This window comes from Xanthobacter sp. 91 (assembly GCF_000702385.1).
GTDB lineage: Bacteria > Pseudomonadota > Alphaproteobacteria > Rhizobiales > Xanthobacteraceae > Xanthobacter > Xanthobacter aminoxidans.
In genome coordinates this window covers 854150-868412 of record NZ_JNIB01000001.1, presented here as the reverse complement: position 1 = coordinate 868412, position 14263 = coordinate 854150, and the positions used below count along the sequence as shown (strand labels likewise).

Sequence of the window (14263 nt, the reverse complement as noted above, 5' to 3'; positions counted from 1 at the left end):
GCACGCCCAGCCGCGGCCGGTTTCCGGCCGCGGCTGATGTTTCCGCCCCGGCGTCGTGCGCCGGGGCCGCTTTCTGCGCCTTACCGGCCCCGCGCCAGCCGCGCGGCCTTGCGCTTGGCCATGGTGGCGAGGAGATCGGACGCGGTGAGGATGACGAGCGCGGTCAGTGCGAGCGCGGTCGCCGTCAGCGCGTAGATGATGATGAAGGCATAACCGAAGAAATAGGTGAGATAGCCGAAGGCGAAAATCAGGTTCGCGATGAAGAAATACTTGGCGTCGGGCAGCCCGTAGATGGCATCGCGGAGAAGCCAGCCGAAGAAGGGGACGTGAAGCACGGCGCGCGCGGCGGTTCGCATGGGGCAGGGTCCGGTGACATGTATCGAGGTTCATCCCGCAGTGCGGGACAGGCCGAACCTTCACCGGACATTTGATCTGGATCAATAATCCCATTCGCCGCAGGCGGGCCATTCCGGTGCGGCCTCGCGCCGCTCCGGCGGACGGCTAACGTCCACCGGCGCCGGGCGCCGGGCGCCTTTCAGGCCGCTGCGGAGCGGGAGGCGGGGGCGGCGAACTGGCGCTCCATCTCCCGGCGCAGACGTACGGTGTCGCTGTCGCCGATCTCCACGTCCGCCCAGCCGACCACTTCGCCGCGGGCGATGGGCCGGGTGAGGCGCACCTTGTGGGCGAGGCCGATGGGCAGGGCGCCGCGGGCAAGGGACTCCTCCGCCCGCATGATGCGGCCCCACACGGTATAGCCACCCTCGCCATCCAGCATCTCGCCGGGCATGAGATCCTTCTTCGCCACCGCCACGGCGTCGGAGAAGAAGCCGATGGGCGCGCCCGTCGCCTCGTTCCTGAGCGCCGCTGCGGCGACGCTGATGCCAAGTTCCAGCCCGATCATGTGGTAGGGGCGATAGAGCGCCGTGTAACGACCGCTCGGGTCGGTGGCCATGCCGTATTCGCGGAAGCAGCGGCGCGCATAGTCGCCGCGCGCCGAGGGATCGGCCTCGATCACCACATAGACGCCCCAGCGCAGATCCCGGAACACGGGCCGTCCGTCCCGCTCCAGGCTGGAGACGACCTCCACCTGCCCGGCTTCCTCCAGCAGCCCGCCGGCGTCGCGGGGGCGCAGGATGGTGGGCAGGTCGTCCACGCCGCAGGGCGGGAAGAGAAGCCCGTCGCGCGGCGCCTTGAGGCCGGTGGCGTTGGAGATGGCGGCCATCTCGATGGAGGATTTCGTGCCGTCCACGAAAGAGTTGAACATCTGCGGGTTCATCCCGCCGATGGCCGCCTGCTCGGGCGTGAGGCCGATGTTGCGCCACACGTCCTCCGGCGTGGAGGCGTGGTAGGCGGGTAGGTATTTCGTACCCTTGCCGGCGGCCACGACGTTGAAGCCGCAGGTCTGCGCCCAGTCCACCATCTCGCACACCAGTGCCGGCTGGTCGCCATAGGCGGCGGCATAGACGACGCCCGCCTCCGCCGCCTTGCGGGCAACGAGGGGACCGGCCAGCACGTCCGCCTCCACCGTCACCATCACGATGTGGCGCCGCTCGGCGATGGCGAGGAGCGCGTGCCTGAGGCCCGCCGCGGGGCTGCCGGTGGCGTCCACGATCACCTCGATGCCATCGGCCTTGATGAGTGCCTCGGCATCCTCGGTGATGACGGTGCGACCGGTGCGGCGCGCATCGTCGAAATCGGTCGCAAGGGCCTCGTCCACCGGCCAGCCGGTGTTGGCGAGGGCATCCTTCGCCCGGGCGGCGGAGAGATCGGCGATGCCCATCAGGTGCATGCCCACGGTGGTGCGCACCTGCGACAGGAACATGGAGCCGAACTTGCCGGCACCGATGAGGCCGACGCGCACCGGCCGCCCCTCGGCCGCGCGGGCCCGGAGCTTGGCTGCGAGATTCATGGGGTCGCTCTCCTTCCTTGCGGAAGCCGGGCGAAGACGTGCGCACGCGCGTGCCCGTCGGGCGGGCCGATGCGCTGGAGCGTTCCTCCGTCCGGCCATCGCCGGTTGTCTCCGGCCGGATCGTTGCTGTCCGGCCGTGGCGGGTGGGGCCCGCGGGAGAACGGTAATGCGCTCTTCAGCCGGAGGGAAGCGCTCCCCTACGTCAGGGCGGGCGTCTTTCAGCCGATGATGCTGTAGCCGCCGTCGATCTGGTGGACGCCACCGGTGACGTTGGCGGCCTCGCGGCTCGCGAGGAAGGCGGCGAAGGCGCCCACATCCTCGATGGAGGCGAGGAGGTGAGTCGGTGCGCGCGCGGCGGCCTCGTTCAGGAGTTCGTCGAAATCGGCGATGCCGGAGGCCGCGCGGGTCTTCAGCGGGCCGGGCGAGAGGGCGTGGACGGAGATGCGCTTCTCGCCGAGTTCCGCAGCGGCATAGCGCACCACCGATTCGAGCGCCGATTTCACCGGCCCCATGATGTTGTAGTGCTCGACCACCTTCTCCGCGCCGTAGAAGGACACGGTCATGCAGGTGCCGCCCGCGCCCATCAGCGGCTCGGCAAGGCGGATCATCCGCAGGAAGGAGTGGACGGAGACGTCCATGGCCTTGGCGAAGCCTTCCGCCGAGCAGTCGACGACGCGGCCGTGCAGATCCTCCCTCGGGCAGAAGGCTATGGAGTGGAGCAGGGTATCGAGCCGGCCCCAGCGTGCGGTGATCTCGGCGAATACGGCTTCGAGCTGGCCGGGAATGCTCACGTCCAGTGGCAGGATGATCTCGGCGCCGATGGATTCGGCGAGCGGCCGCACATGCGCCTCGGCCCGCTCGTTGAGATAGGTGACGGCGACGTCGGCACCCTGCTCGCGAAATGCCTTCGCGCAGCCCCAGGCGATGGACTGATCATTGGCGACGCCCACCACCAGCGCCTTCTGGCCCTTCAGCGAAAACATGCGCGCGCCCTCGTGCGTTGCGGTTCTCCACCCTCTTTGCACCCGGTCGCCGACGTCAACATGACGAAAGTCAAACGGCGCAAGGGTCTGCCGGGCCCGCGGGCAGTTGACGCCCGTGCCGCCCGCCGCCACAAACCGCGCAAAGACGGGGGAGGGGCGCGTGGTGGCGCAGAGGCAGACGGTGGAGGCGCGCGCCTTCGCCAAGGCGGTCCGGCGGCTGATCCCGCTGATGATGGTGCTCTATGTGGTCAGCTTCCTCGATCGCGTGAATGTGGGCTTCGCGGCGCTGACCATGAATGCGGACCTGGGTTTCTCGCCCGAGGTCTATGGCTGGGGCGCCGGCATCTTCTTCCTCGGCTATTTCCTGTTCGAGGTGCCGAGCAATCTGGTGCTGCAGAAGGTGGGTGCGCGGCTGTGGATCTGCCGCATCATGGTGACGTGGGGCCTGATCTCGGCGGCGACCGCATTCGTGACGGGCGCGACCGGCTTCTTCATCGCCCGCTTCCTGCTCGGCGCTGCCGAGGCGGGCTTCCTGCCGGGGATGATCCTCTATCTCGGCTACTGGTTCCCGCTGTCGGTGCGGGCGCGCTACGTGGCGCTGTTCATGGCGGCGGTGCCCATCTCCAGCGCGCTCGGGGCGCCCTTGTCCGCCTGGATCCTCGACACCCACGGCCTCTTCGGCCTCGCCGGCTGGCAATGGCTGTTCATCATCGAGGGGCTGCCGGCGGTGGTGCTCGGCTTCGTGGTGCTCGCCTTGCTGCCGGATGGTCCGGAGCAGGCCCGCTGGCTGACGGCCGAGGAGAAGGCTGCCATCGCCGCGCGGCTCGATGCCGACCACCTCACACATGATGCGGCGCATCAGGCCGCCCATCCCTCCGGAACGCACGAGGCCTGGCTGCCGGCGCTGAAGGATGCGCGGGTCGTCGTGCTCTGTCTCGTCTATCTCGGCCTCGTGGTGGGGCTCTACGGGATCGGCCTGTGGCTGCCGCAGATCGTGCGTGCCATGGGCTATTCCACCCACGAGGTGGGGCTGATCCTCATCATCCCTTATGCGCTGAGCGCCCTCGCCATGCTCGCCGTGGGCCGCCACAGCGACCGGCGCGGTGAACGGGTGCTGCATGTGGCGGTTCCGGCGGTCGCCGGAGCGGCGGGGCTGGCCGCCAGCGTGGTCGCGCCCACGCATATGGCGGCCATCGCCGCCATCTCCCTCGCATCCATGGGCATCTATGCGGCGCTCGGGCCGTTCTGGTCGGTGCCGCCGCAATTCCTGCGCGGCACGGCGGCCGCGGCCGGAATCGCGCTCATCAATTCGGTCGGCAATCTCGGCGGCTTCGCCGGCCCCTATCTCGTCGGCTTCGTGCGGGAGGCGACCGGCCGCTTCGATGTCGGCTTCATGGCGCTGGCGGCCATCGTGCTCGCCGCCGGTTTGCTCATGCTCGCTTTTCGGGCACAACTCGGGCCTTCGCTGCAGTGCAATGACGCTGCGGCAAGAAAAATTTAGCCAGCACCGTCTCAGCCTGATGAAGAGGTCAAGCTTTTCTGCTTTACTCTCACTCCAAATGACCGCCGGACAGTCGGCGGCGCGGGAGGAACATCGTGGCACTTCAAGCGAAGGGTCGGTCGCGCCCGCCCTCTGCGGGCCCTGCGGGGGGCCCTCTGGGGCAGTTCACAGCACACAGCCAGCTGGCCGCGCAAAGCATGGCGGCGCGGGACGCGGGCGCGCGGGAGCGTGCCTCGGTCATGATCGTGGCCATGGCCTGCTCGTTCTCGGGCCTGCTGGTAGGGCTCTGCCTCGCCGCAGCGCACTGGCCCGGTCTGGCCTTCATGGCCGGCGCCGCGATCGCCGGCACCGGCGCCTGGTTCGCCCGTGGCCTCTCCCTCGATCTGTCGAATGAGAGCGGGGACGGCGCGCAATAGCGCGTCCCGCGGTCAGTCTACAGCCAAGGGGTGACGCGCCGTTTCCCGGCGCGTCATGGCCTCCGCCGGGCTCGGCGTTCCGCTGATGGCCCGCGATATGGCAAGGCGTGTGGCCTCGTGGTTGAAGGCCTGGATGCGCGCATCGTCGCTGGCGTCCCAGTGGATGAACACCCCCACGCAGATGAAAATGTCGTCGGCCTCCTCGATGGGGATGAGGCCGTCCGCCACACAATCCGCCACCGCCTTCGCCACCGCATATTGCGCCGGCCCGAACATCTGCACCGCCTGGCGGGCATCCTTGATCGTCACCTTGTTGAAGAGGACGGTGGCGGGCTTCACCATCAGATTCGGCTCGACCACGGCGAGCAAAGCGGTGAAGCCGTCCTTGTTGTTGGTGAGGGCGTTGACGAAGGCGATCTCGGCGGACGAGCCGCGCGGACCCATGATGAGGTCGATGTGCGCGACCTCGTTGCCGTCGCCCACCAGGGCCTCTCCCACCAGAAGACGGTCGATCCTGGGCATGAAATCCTCCGCAAAATGCTGTGCTGAAAAGGCGTGCTGAAAAGCGCTACTGGATCTCGAAAGGGATGTTGCCGGTGGCCGCCGCGCCGCGCCCGTCGCGCAGGGTGACGAACACGCGGTAGCGGCCTGGCGGCAGGCCGAAGATGCGCACGCCTGTCGGAGCGGGATCGTGCAGGCCCTCGGGAAAGCTCGGCGGCACCGGCTCGGGATCGCCGCCGACGCTGCGGGCGGTGGTCTCGGCCATGATCTGCCATTCGGCCTTCAGCGGGTCGCCGTCGGGATCGGTGGCGGAGAGGCGCACCAGGGTCTGCCCGTCGGTGGAGAATCGGGCCGGTCCGACGAGGGAGAGGGCGAGGATGCGCGGCGCCCGGTTGGGGCCGCCGGGCACCTTCCCGCCCCACAGATCGGCCATGACCTCCACCGTCTCGGTCCATTCGCCGGTGGGCAGCAGCAGCGAATACCAGGAGGGCGTCACCTCCTGCTTCTGTCCCCACAGGAATGGCATGGCGCCGACGCCCGCCTGCTTCGCCCCCATCAGATAGCGCCGCACGCGGGCAGCCTTGTCCGAGGAGGTCGGCTCCATGGGCGCGCCCCACGGTGCCTTGGGCGCATCCCAATGGCCCTGCGCGCCGAGCTCGGTGAGGATGATGGGGCCGGTCCAGCCCTGCGCTCGCGCGCGGCCGGCGGCGGTGAGCAGGCCGTCGCCATAGCCGTTGATGCCGAGCACGTCGATGTCCGGCGCATTGCGCTTCAGGATGGCAGCCTTGTCCTGCCCCACTTCGGCGAGCACCGCCATGGTGGGGTGCTGGCTGTCCAGTGTCTTCACCAGCCGCGCGGCCTCCTCGATGGCCGGCCACACGGCCTGCGCCTCCTCCGGGGAAAGCTCGACCTCCACCTCGTTGCCGATGCCCCACATGAGCAGAGCCGGATGGGTGCGATAGCGCTCCACCATGTGGCGCAGCGCCTCCAGCTGGGCCGTCACCGCCGCACGGTCGGCATAATTGAAGCCGAGGCGGGGATGGCCGAGCCAGAAGCCCACGATCACCTTCAACCCCGCCCGCTGCGCCGCGTCGAGGATCTCCCCCGGCTCCTGCCCATAGGTGCGGATGGTGTTGGCGCCCAGCACCTTCAGATCGGGAAAGCGCGTCTCGCCGCTGGCACCGAGGGGAACAAAGGGTTTGCCGTCCACCAGGATCTCGGTTCCGCGCACCGCCACCTGGGAGGCATGAGCCTGTCGCACGAGGACAGGGGAAAGCGCGAGCGCAAGCAGCAGGAGGACGAAAACGTGACGCACGGACTTCACTCGCGATTGGCCTGAGGACATCGATGCATTGCAGCATGCAGCGTGGGGGATGGCTTCGGCAACATCAACCCGGCCTGCCCCGCGCGCCTTGCCGCATCGCAAACGGGGAACCGGAGCGGACGCGGCGCGATCTGCTATAAGCGCCGCGTTCCTGTCGCATTCCTTGCCGCACGTCCTGCCGCATCAAGGTCCGCTCCATGCCCGTGATCGCTCATCTCTCCGACCCGCACCTCGGCCCGATCCCGGAGGCGCGCATCTCCGAGCTTCTGGGCAAGCGCTTCTTCGGAATGATGAACTGGATCGGCGCGCGGCGGCGCAATTTCGGCGCATCGACGCTGGCGCCGCTCACGGAAGACCTCCTCGCCCAGCAGCCGGACCATATCTGCGTCACCGGCGACCTCGTGAATGTGAGCCTGCCGGCCGAGTTCGACACCGGCGCCACCTTCCTCGCCTCCCTCGGGGAGCCGGGCATGGTGAGCGTCGTGCCCGGCAACCATGACGCCTATGTGCGCTCCGCCATGCATTACCATCTGGAGCATTGGGCGCCCTTCCTCGCCGGAGACGACAGCCATCCCCATACGCCGGTGGACGTGGATTCCTTCCCTTACGTCCGGCGGCGGGGCGAGGTGGCGATCGTGGGCGTCTCGACGGCGATTCCCACGGCGGTGTTCCTCGCCAGCGGCAAGGCGGGGCGGGCGCAGCTCGGCCGGCTCTCGGCGCTGCTGGAGCGGCTGAAGGCGGAAGGGCTGTTCCGGGTGGTGATGATCCATCATCCCCCCGTGGGCGAGCGCCCCTTCCACCGCGACCTGCGCGATGCGGAGGAGGTGCGGGGGGTGCTCGCGCAGGCGGGGGCGGAACTGGTGCTGCACGGGCACGACCATCGCGCCTCCCTCGGCTACATCCCGTCGGCAGCCGGCCGCATCCCGGTGGTGGGCGTGCCCTCCGCCTCGGCCGGGCCGCAGGATGAGCGCGGCGCCGGCGGCTATTGCCTCTACCGGATCTCCGGCGGACCCGGTGCATGGCGCTGCGAGATGGAGCGACGCGGATATTCCCGGGATAGGCAGGGAGTTTCGAGCCTGGAGATGAAAGTACTTGTCGGTTCGGAAGGTGTTGCCTGAAAGTCGTGGCGAAATGGTGGTATTGTTGCGCGCGAGGTCGCGCGAAAAATCTATTTGCAACAAATTGTATCAAGATGTCTATTACCGAAGTTTAAGTTGCCGGACGTGGGTTTGGGGACGATGCTTCCTTCGTCCCTGAAGGAGGACCCACGACATGAAACGCGCTCTTTTCGCCGCAACCGCCGCTGCGCTGATCGCCGGTTCCGCGGCCACCTATGCCGCGAACACCCCCGCCGCGGGGGATGCGCCGCACCGCTGGCAGCCGACCGCCGAGGATCGCGCCATCCTCACCGATGCCCGCATCGTCGCGCTCAAGACCGCGCTGAAGCTCACGCCTGATCAGGAGAAGCTGTGGCCGGGCGTGGAGCAGACGCTGAAGTCCGTCGCCAAGGATGCGGCCCAGCGCCGCGAGCAGATGGCCGCCGACCGCAAGGCCGCCCGCGAGGCGCGGCAGGCCGGCACGCCGGCTGATCCCATCGCCCGCATGCGCACCGCCGCCGACCGCATGGACGCCCGCGCCAACGACCTGCGCAAGATCGCCGATGCGGCGGACCCGCTCTACAAGACCCTCGACACGGCGCAGAAGCAGCGCCTCAACATGGTGCTGCACCAGCAGTTCCGCGGCATGGGTGGCGGAATGGGCGGTTGGCATCACGGCCCGCACGGCGGGCCGAATGGGGATGGCCCGCGTCGCGGCTGACGCTGGGGACCTCCGGCAGACACGGCGGGGCGGCCTTGGCCGCCCCGCTTTGCGATTGCGTTGAGGTAATATGTGACCGATCCATGAGAGTTGCTCATGGAGCCGTTGACGATTATTGATTTTCCAAAGGACGTGGGCTGCTCGTAGAATGGGTTCAACATGCACCCGTGGGTGCATCTCCCAACGCGAGACGACCCTCATGTCCGCCCCATCCTCACCGACGGCCAATCCTGGCCGGAGCGGCACCGTTCCGGCCATCCTCATTCTCATTGCCGGCTCGGCGGTGGCGCTGCTGACCTTCGGTCCGCGCTCCGTCTTCGGCCTGTTCCTGCTGCCCATGTCGCAGGAGTTCGGCTGGGGCCGTGACGTGTTCGGCTTCGCCGTGGCCATCCAGAACCTTCTGTGGGGCGTGGGTTCGCCGTTTGCCGGCGCGCTGGCCGATCGCTTCGGCACGGTACGGGTGCTGTGCTGCGGCGCGCTCATCTATGCCGCCGGCCTCGCGCTGATGGCCTATGCGACGACGCCCGGCCTGCTGCACCTGTCCGCCGGCGTGCTCATCGGCTTCGGTCTGTCCGCCGCGTCGTTCAATCTCGTGCTCGCGGCCTTCGGCAAGCTCCTGCCGAACGAGTGGAAGTCCATCGGCTTCGGCCTCGCCACCGCGGCCGGATCGTTCGGCCAGTTCCTGTTCCCGCCGCTCACCCGCGGGCTGATGGACACCATCGGCTGGCACCAGACCCTGCTGGTGTTCGGCGCCTCGCTGCTCATCGTGCTGCCGTTCTCGCTGGCGCTCGCCACCCGCGCGTCCGCACCGTCCGCCACCGGTGCCGCACAGGCGCCGCAGCAGACCATCGGCGCGGCGCTGAGCGAGGCGCTCCGGCATCCGAGCTACGTGATGCTGGTGCTCGGCTTCTTCACCTGCGGCTTCCAGCTCGCCTTCGTCACCGTCCACATGCCGGCCTTCCTGGTGGACAAGGGCATGAGCCTGTCGGTGGGCGCCTATACGCTGGCGCTGATCGGCCTGTTCAACATCCTCGGCTCGCTGACCGCCGGCTATCTCTCCAACCGCATGCCGCGCAAGGTGCTGCTGTCGGTCATCTACGCCGCGCGCGGCGTCGTCATCGCGCTGTTCGTGATGACCCCGATCACGGCCACGAGCTGCTACATGTTCGGCGCCGCCATGGGCTTCCTGTGGCTCTCCACCGTGCCGCCGACCTCGGGCCTCGTGATGCTCATGTTCGGCACGCGCTACATGGCCATGCTCTATGGGTTCGCCTTCTTCTCCCATCAGGTGGGCGGCTTCCTCGGCGTCTATCTCGGCGGCGAGATCTATGAGGCGACCAAGAGCTACGACTGGCTGTGGTGGCTGTCCGTCGCGCTGTCTTTTGCCTCCGCGGCCATCAATCTGCCCATAAGGGAACGTCCTGTTCATCGGCCGGTAACCGTATGAGCGCGACTCTCAGAGCACGGTGCCGGAAGATTCGGCATCGTGCGCACGGCGCCGGTGTTCCCTAGCTGTTCCTGCTCTTGACAATGGCCGGTGGTGTCTGCGCAACGTGAACGAAGATCAGATGGATAATCGCGAACAAGCCATGCGCAGCATTCTCGTCGCGGCCTTGGGCTTTGCCGCACTCATCCCGGCCGCTCTGGCGCCGGCGCCCGCAGCCGCCCAGCAGCTCTCGGCCGACCAGGCGCGCGAGTTCGTGGTCGGACGCACCTTCTCGTTCACCTGCTTTGAAGGTTCCAAGGGCGCCGGGCGCGTCTATGCCGATGGCTCGGTCGCCGGCATGATCACCCTGCGCGACGCGCCGCCGCGCTTCGTGCGCCTGCCGCCGAACACCCTGCGCGTGCGCGGCGAGAATGTGTGCGGCTTCGTGAAGGGCATGACCTTCGAGCCCTGCTTCGATCTGGTGAAGACCGGGCAGAACTCCTTCCGCGGCTCGCTGGCCGGCATTCAGACCATGTGGTGCGAATTCGTCGGCGCCAGCGGCGAAGGCCAGCAGGTGGCCTCGCGCCGCTCCAAGTCCAAGCGCACCACGGAAGCCTCCGCGGACTGAGCCTTTTCCCGTCAGCCCGCCGTCGCGGGCTGATCCTCCATCCCCTCGATCCGTCCTCTGAGCTTGCCGATCTCCCGGCCCGCGTGCTCCATGAAGGTGCGCACCCGCGCCGTGGCCTTGATGTCGGGATGGGTGAGCAGCCACAGCCCGGATTCCAGCTCTCCCTGCCGGCCCATGAGCTGGACCAGACCCGGCGTGACCGCCGCGATGAAGCAGGGTAGTAGCGCCAGCCCCATGCCCGTCGCCGCCGCCTCGGCAAGGCCGAGCACCGTATTCACCCGATAGATGATCTTCTCCTCGCCCACGCGCTCGCGCAGCCATTTGGCGGGCTTGATGGCGCCGAGATTGTCGGAGAAGCCGATCCAGTCGTAGCGCCGCAGGTCCGCCGGATCGAGCGGGCCGGCTATGCCTTGGGCTGCGCTGCCATAGATGCCCCAGGCGATGGAGGCCATGCGCCGCCCCACCAGCGTGTCGCCCGGCCGGTCGCTGGCGCGGATGGCCACGTCCGCGTCGCGCTTGGAAAGGCTGAGCGACTGGTTGGAGATCACCACGTCGAGGCGAATCTCCGGATAGGCCGCGCGGAACGAGGCGAAGATGGGCGTGAGCATGTGCACCAGCAGCGTGTCGTTGGTGGTCACGCGCAATTCGCCGGAGGGGCGCAGATCCTGGCCCGTGATGCGGCGCTCCACCGCCAGCACCTCGTCCGCCATGTGCTCGGCGAGGCGCACCATCTCCTCGCCCATGGGGGTGGGCACGTAGCCTGCGCGCGCGCGCTCGAACAGCCGGGCGCCCAATTGCTGCTCCAGCGTGCCGAGGCGGCGGAAGACGGTGGAGTGGTTGACCGCCAGTTGCTCGGCGGCACCCGCCAGAGAGCCGGTTTCAGCGATGGCCCGGACCAGCCGGAAATCGTCCCACGGTATCATGGAGAGGCGACCCTCGGGAAAGTGATTTGCGCAGATGCAAACTCGATCTGGATTTGATGAGTATGGCCGTGCATGAGCGCGAAAGCTAGATGTGGCGTCACCTCAAACCGGAGTTCACTCCCATGGTTGACACCCGCACCGCTCCCTACGGCCTCTTCATCCTGCGCCTCGCGCTTGGCATCATGTGGCTGTCGCACGGCCTGATGAAGATCTTCATCTTCACCGTTCCGGGCTTCGCCGGCTTCCTGTCCAGTAAGATGGGCCTGCCCGGCGCCCTCGCCATCCCCTTCATCGCCGTGGAAATCGTCGGCGGCCTGCTGCTCATCGGCGGCGTCTATGCCCGGCAGGTCGCCATCCTGCTCATCCCCATGATGCTCGGCGCGCTCAGCTATCACCTGCCCAACGGCTGGGTGTTCTCCGCGCCCGGCGGCGGCTGGGAATATCCCGCCTTCCTCGTGGTCGGTCAGGTCGTGCTGGCGCTGGCCGGTGAAGGCGCCTTCGCGGTGAAGCCCGCCGCGCTCCTGCCCACCCGCCGTGCCGTGGTGGCCTGACATTCCAGGTCCAACAAAAAGGCCGGCTCCGCGAGGGGCCGGCCTTTTTGCGTGAATGGTGCCGCTCTCAGTGGGCGCGGGAGAGACAGAAGTCCACTGCCTCCATCAGCGCCGCCTTGGCGGGGCCGGCGGGGAAGAGCGCGAGGGCATCCTTGGCGATGGCGCCATAGTGGCGGGCGCGCTCCACCGTGTCGGCAATGGCGCGATGCTTGGTCATCAGGCCGATGGCCTGGTCGAGGTCCGCGGCGCTCGCCTCGCTGTTTTCCAGGCAACGCTGCCAGAAGGCCCGCTCCTTCTCGTCGCCGCGGCGGAAGGCGAGCAGCACCGGCAGGGTGATCTTCCCCTCCCGGAAATCGTCGCCCACGTTCTTGCCGAGCTTGGCCTGCGAGCCGCCATAGTCGAGGGCGTCGTCCACCAGCTGGAAGGCGATGCCGAGATTCATGCCGTAGGAGCGGCAGGCCGCCTGCTCGGCCTTCGGGCGCTGGGCGAGGACGGCGCCGACCTCGCAGGCGGCGGCGAACAGTTCGGCCGTCTTGCCGCGGATGACGGCGAGATAGTCGTCCTCGGAGGTGGCCGTGTTCTTGGCCGCGGCGAGCTGCATCACCTCGCCCTCGGCGATGACGCAGGCGGCGGTGGAGAGGATGTCGAGGCAGGTCATGGAGCCCACCTCCACCATCATCTTGAACGCCTGGCCGAGCAGGAAGTCGCCCACCAGCACGCTCGCTTCGTTGCCCCAGAGCTTGCGCGCGGCGAGCTTGCCCCGGCGCATGTCGCTCTCGTCCACCACGTCGTCATGGAGGAGGGTGGCTGTGTGCATGAACTCCACGGAGGCGGCGAGCTTCACGTGGCCGTCGCCCCGGTAGCCCGCGAGCGCGGCGCAGGCGAGCGTCAGCATCGGCCGCAGACGCTTGCCGCCGGACGAGATGAGGTGGTTCGCCACCTCGGGAATCATGGCCACGTCGGAGCCGGTCCGCGCCAGGATGACGGCGTTGACCCGCTCCATGTCCGTCTTCACCAAGGCGACCAGTGCCTCGAGCGACGGCTCGTTGGGCTCGAACGGAAGGACGACGGCCAAGAAACGCTCCCGCTTGTCAATCTTTGGGGCGCACCATAGGGATGCGGATGGGTTCCGTGCAAGCTCTGGCAGATCGCCTTTGGTTGCACCGGGCGCGCCAGTCGCCGCGATCGGAGGTCTGTACGATGCAGGAGATGGTGCGGACCAACGATCTGGTGCTGCTCGGCGCCATAGAGGCGCTGCTCACGTCGGCCGATATCGGTCACATGGTCGCGGATGCCCATATGAGCGTCCTGGAAGGCTCCATCGGCGTCTTTCCCCGTCGCCTGCTGGTTGTGGACGAGGACGTGCCGCGCGCACGCCGCCTGCTGGTGGAGGCGGGATTCGGCGCGGCCCTGCGTGATGCCGGCTGAAGCCGCCGCCCTGTCCACCGACAGCGTGCTCGGTGGGAGATTGACGCTGCGGCAAATGGTTTCGGGCCACCGCGTCGGACACGACGCGCTGCTGCTCGCCGCCTTCGCGCCGGCGGATCGGCGCACCGCGGTGGACCTCGGGACGGGAGTGGGCAGTGCCGGCCTCGCCTTCCTCGCCCGTGTTCCCGAAGCGCGCGCCACGCTGGTGGAGATCGATCCCGCCCTTGCTGCGCTGGCGGCGGAGAATGCGGCGCTCAACGGCCTGGACGGGCGGGCGCAGGTGGTGACGGCGGATGTGGCCACCCTCGGGCGGCCTGCGGGGCCGGATGCGCCGGGGAAGGGCGCGGCGGACCTGGTGCTCGCCAACCCGCCCTTCAATGCCGACACCCGCCACCGCACCTCTCCCGATGAGGCCCGCGCCCGTGCCCACATGGCGGATGCCGACCTTCTCGCCGAATGGGTGCGCGCCGCCGACCGCTGCCTTGGCGCGAAGGGCGTGCTCTGCCTGATCCATCGCCCCGAGGCGCTGGCGGACATTCTCGCCGCGCTGGCGAAAGGATTCGGGGCCATCGAGATCCTGCCCGTTCATCCGCGTGCCGATCGGCCGGCGGTGCGGCTGCTGGTGCGGGCGGTGAAGGGGCGGCGTACGCCGCCCGCGCTCCTGCCCGGCCTCGTGCTGGCCGGGGCGGACGGCGTACCGACGCCGCAGGCCGAGGCGGTTCTGCGCGACGGCGGCGCGCTGCGCTGACGCGCGATCAGGGCGCTGCCCTTGGCGTCGGGGGCGCCTAGAGGGCGCGGTCCTTCCGTGGAATGGCGCCTTGAGGGCGCGGTCTCGACAAGGAATGGCGCCTTGAG

General features: G+C 68.5%; 16 protein-coding genes. 9 read left to right on the top strand and 7 right to left on the bottom strand.

The window, feature by feature from the left end; all coding sequences use genetic code 11:
• Positions 1-80 precede the first annotated feature (80 nt).
• The 3 genes from A37E_RS0104240 to fabI form a co-directional block, all read right to left on the bottom strand.
• Positions 81-356, bottom strand: coding sequence for a hypothetical protein (locus tag A37E_RS0104240; protein ID WP_024280562.1), 276 nt, complete (start codon positions 354-356; stop codon positions 81-83).
• A gap of 179 nt (positions 357-535) precedes the next feature.
• Positions 536-1909 (bottom strand): flagellar basal body P-ring biosynthesis protein FlgA, encoded by a 1374-nt coding sequence (locus tag A37E_RS0104235; protein WP_029555463.1) that lies wholly within the window; start codon positions 1907-1909, stop codon positions 536-538.
• Positions 1910-2127: 218 nt separating this feature from the next.
• Positions 2128-2892: an enoyl-ACP reductase FabI gene (fabI, locus tag A37E_RS0104230; protein ID WP_029555462.1), complete on the bottom strand. Its 765-nt coding sequence runs from the start codon at positions 2890-2892 to the stop codon at positions 2128-2130.
• Positions 2893-3052: 160 nt separating this feature from the next.
• On the opposite strand from fabI, the gene A37E_RS0104225 reads away from it, so the two are divergent.
• Both A37E_RS0104225 and A37E_RS0104220 read left to right on the top strand, forming a co-directional pair.
• Entirely contained in the window at positions 3053-4393 is a 1341-nt protein-coding gene (locus A37E_RS0104225) for an MFS transporter (protein WP_245279267.1), read from the top strand.
• A 239-nt stretch (positions 4394-4632) separates the two neighbouring features.
• Positions 4633-4809, top strand: coding sequence for a hypothetical protein (locus A37E_RS0104220; protein WP_156026234.1), 177 nt, complete (start codon positions 4633-4635; stop codon positions 4807-4809).
• Between the two features lie 12 nt (positions 4810-4821).
• Here the strand turns inward: A37E_RS0104220 and fae are convergent, their stop codons facing one another.
• Complete coding sequence (gene fae / locus A37E_RS0104215; protein ID WP_029555460.1) at positions 4822-5331, bottom strand: formaldehyde-activating enzyme; 510 nt, start codon at positions 5329-5331, stop codon at positions 4822-4824.
• Between the two features lie 46 nt (positions 5332-5377).
• Complete coding sequence (locus A37E_RS0104210) at positions 5378-6625, bottom strand: glycoside hydrolase family 2 TIM barrel-domain containing protein (RefSeq protein WP_245279266.1); 1248 nt, start codon at positions 6623-6625, stop codon at positions 5378-5380.
• A 206-nt stretch (positions 6626-6831) separates the two neighbouring features.
• Here A37E_RS0104210 and A37E_RS0104205 point away from each other — a divergent pair, with 206 nt between their 5' ends.
• From A37E_RS0104205 to A37E_RS0104190, 4 genes are all read left to right on the top strand, one after another.
• Entirely contained in the window at positions 6832-7752 is a 921-nt protein-coding gene (locus tag A37E_RS0104205) for a metallophosphoesterase (protein ID WP_029555458.1), read from the top strand.
• Positions 7753-7906: 154 nt separating this feature from the next.
• Positions 7907-8452 (top strand): Spy/CpxP family protein refolding chaperone, encoded by a 546-nt coding sequence (locus A37E_RS0104200; protein ID WP_051678775.1) that lies wholly within the window; start codon positions 7907-7909, stop codon positions 8450-8452.
• Positions 8453-8651: 199 nt separating this feature from the next.
• Positions 8652-9899 carry an MFS transporter gene (locus A37E_RS0104195; RefSeq protein ID WP_029555456.1) on the top strand — a complete coding sequence of 416 codons (1248 nt, stop codon included), beginning with the start codon at positions 8652-8654 and terminating at the stop codon, positions 9897-9899.
• Positions 9900-10041: 142 nt separating this feature from the next.
• Complete coding sequence (locus A37E_RS0104190; protein WP_029555455.1) at positions 10042-10506, top strand: hypothetical protein; 465 nt, start codon at positions 10042-10044, stop codon at positions 10504-10506.
• An 11-nt stretch (positions 10507-10517) separates the two neighbouring features.
• Here the strand turns inward: A37E_RS0104190 and A37E_RS0104185 are convergent, their stop codons facing one another.
• Entirely contained in the window at positions 10518-11429 is a 912-nt protein-coding gene (locus A37E_RS0104185) for a LysR family transcriptional regulator (RefSeq protein WP_029555454.1), read from the bottom strand.
• A 122-nt stretch (positions 11430-11551) separates the two neighbouring features.
• Between A37E_RS0104185 and A37E_RS0104180 the strand changes: the two genes are divergently transcribed.
• Positions 11552-11980, top strand: a complete 429-nt coding sequence (locus tag A37E_RS0104180; protein ID WP_051678774.1) for a DoxX family protein — start codon at positions 11552-11554, stop codon at positions 11978-11980.
• A 67-nt stretch (positions 11981-12047) separates the two neighbouring features.
• On the opposite strand, the gene A37E_RS0104175 is transcribed toward A37E_RS0104180, so the two are convergent.
• Entirely contained in the window at positions 12048-13055 is a 1008-nt protein-coding gene (locus A37E_RS0104175) for a polyprenyl synthetase family protein (RefSeq protein WP_024280549.1), read from the bottom strand.
• Between the two features lie 125 nt (positions 13056-13180).
• Between A37E_RS0104175 and A37E_RS0104170 the strand changes: the two genes are divergently transcribed.
• Together A37E_RS0104170 and A37E_RS0104165 are read left to right on the top strand one after the other, a co-directional pair.
• On the top strand, positions 13181-13408 hold the full coding sequence (locus A37E_RS0104170; RefSeq protein ID WP_029555452.1) for a DUF2007 domain-containing protein: 228 nt from the start codon (positions 13181-13183) through the stop codon (positions 13406-13408).
• Positions 13398-14156, top strand: coding sequence for a methyltransferase (locus A37E_RS0104165; protein ID WP_029555451.1), 759 nt, complete (start codon positions 13398-13400; stop codon positions 14154-14156). Before A37E_RS0104170 ends, A37E_RS0104165 begins: the two co-directional genes overlap by 11 nt.
• The last annotated feature ends 107 nt before the right edge of the window (positions 14157-14263 follow it).

Coding starts and splice junctions, on each gene's coding strand:
- fabI (WP_029555462.1), bottom strand. CDS start 2,892: ATGTTTTCGCTGAAGGGCCAGAAGGCGCTGGTGGTGGGCGTCGCCAAT.
- A37E_RS0104200 (WP_051678775.1), top strand. CDS start 7,907: ATGAAACGCGCTCTTTTCGCCGCAACCGCCGCTGCGCTGATCGCCGGT.
- fae (WP_029555460.1), bottom strand. CDS start 5,331: ATGCCCAGGATCGACCGTCTTCTGGTGGGAGAGGCCCTGGTGGGCGAC.
- A37E_RS0104165 (WP_029555451.1), top strand. CDS start 13,398: ATGCCGGCTGAAGCCGCCGCCCTGTCCACCGACAGCGTGCTCGGTGGG.
- A37E_RS0104170 (WP_029555452.1), top strand. CDS start 13,181: ATGCAGGAGATGGTGCGGACCAACGATCTGGTGCTGCTCGGCGCCATA.
- A37E_RS0104195 (WP_029555456.1), top strand. CDS start 8,652: ATGTCCGCCCCATCCTCACCGACGGCCAATCCTGGCCGGAGCGGCACC.
- A37E_RS0104235 (WP_029555463.1), bottom strand. CDS start 1,909: ATGAATCTCGCAGCCAAGCTCCGGGCCCGCGCGGCCGAGGGGCGGCCG.
- A37E_RS0104180 (WP_051678774.1), top strand. CDS start 11,552: ATGGTTGACACCCGCACCGCTCCCTACGGCCTCTTCATCCTGCGCCTC.
- A37E_RS0104205 (WP_029555458.1), top strand. CDS start 6,832: ATGCCCGTGATCGCTCATCTCTCCGACCCGCACCTCGGCCCGATCCCG.
- A37E_RS0104185 (WP_029555454.1), bottom strand. CDS start 11,429: ATGATACCGTGGGACGATTTCCGGCTGGTCCGGGCCATCGCTGAAACC.
- A37E_RS0104190 (WP_029555455.1), top strand. CDS start 10,042: ATGCGCAGCATTCTCGTCGCGGCCTTGGGCTTTGCCGCACTCATCCCG.
- A37E_RS0104220 (WP_156026234.1), top strand. CDS start 4,633: ATGATCGTGGCCATGGCCTGCTCGTTCTCGGGCCTGCTGGTAGGGCTC.
- A37E_RS0104240 (WP_024280562.1), bottom strand. CDS start 356: ATGCGAACCGCCGCGCGCGCCGTGCTTCACGTCCCCTTCTTCGGCTGG.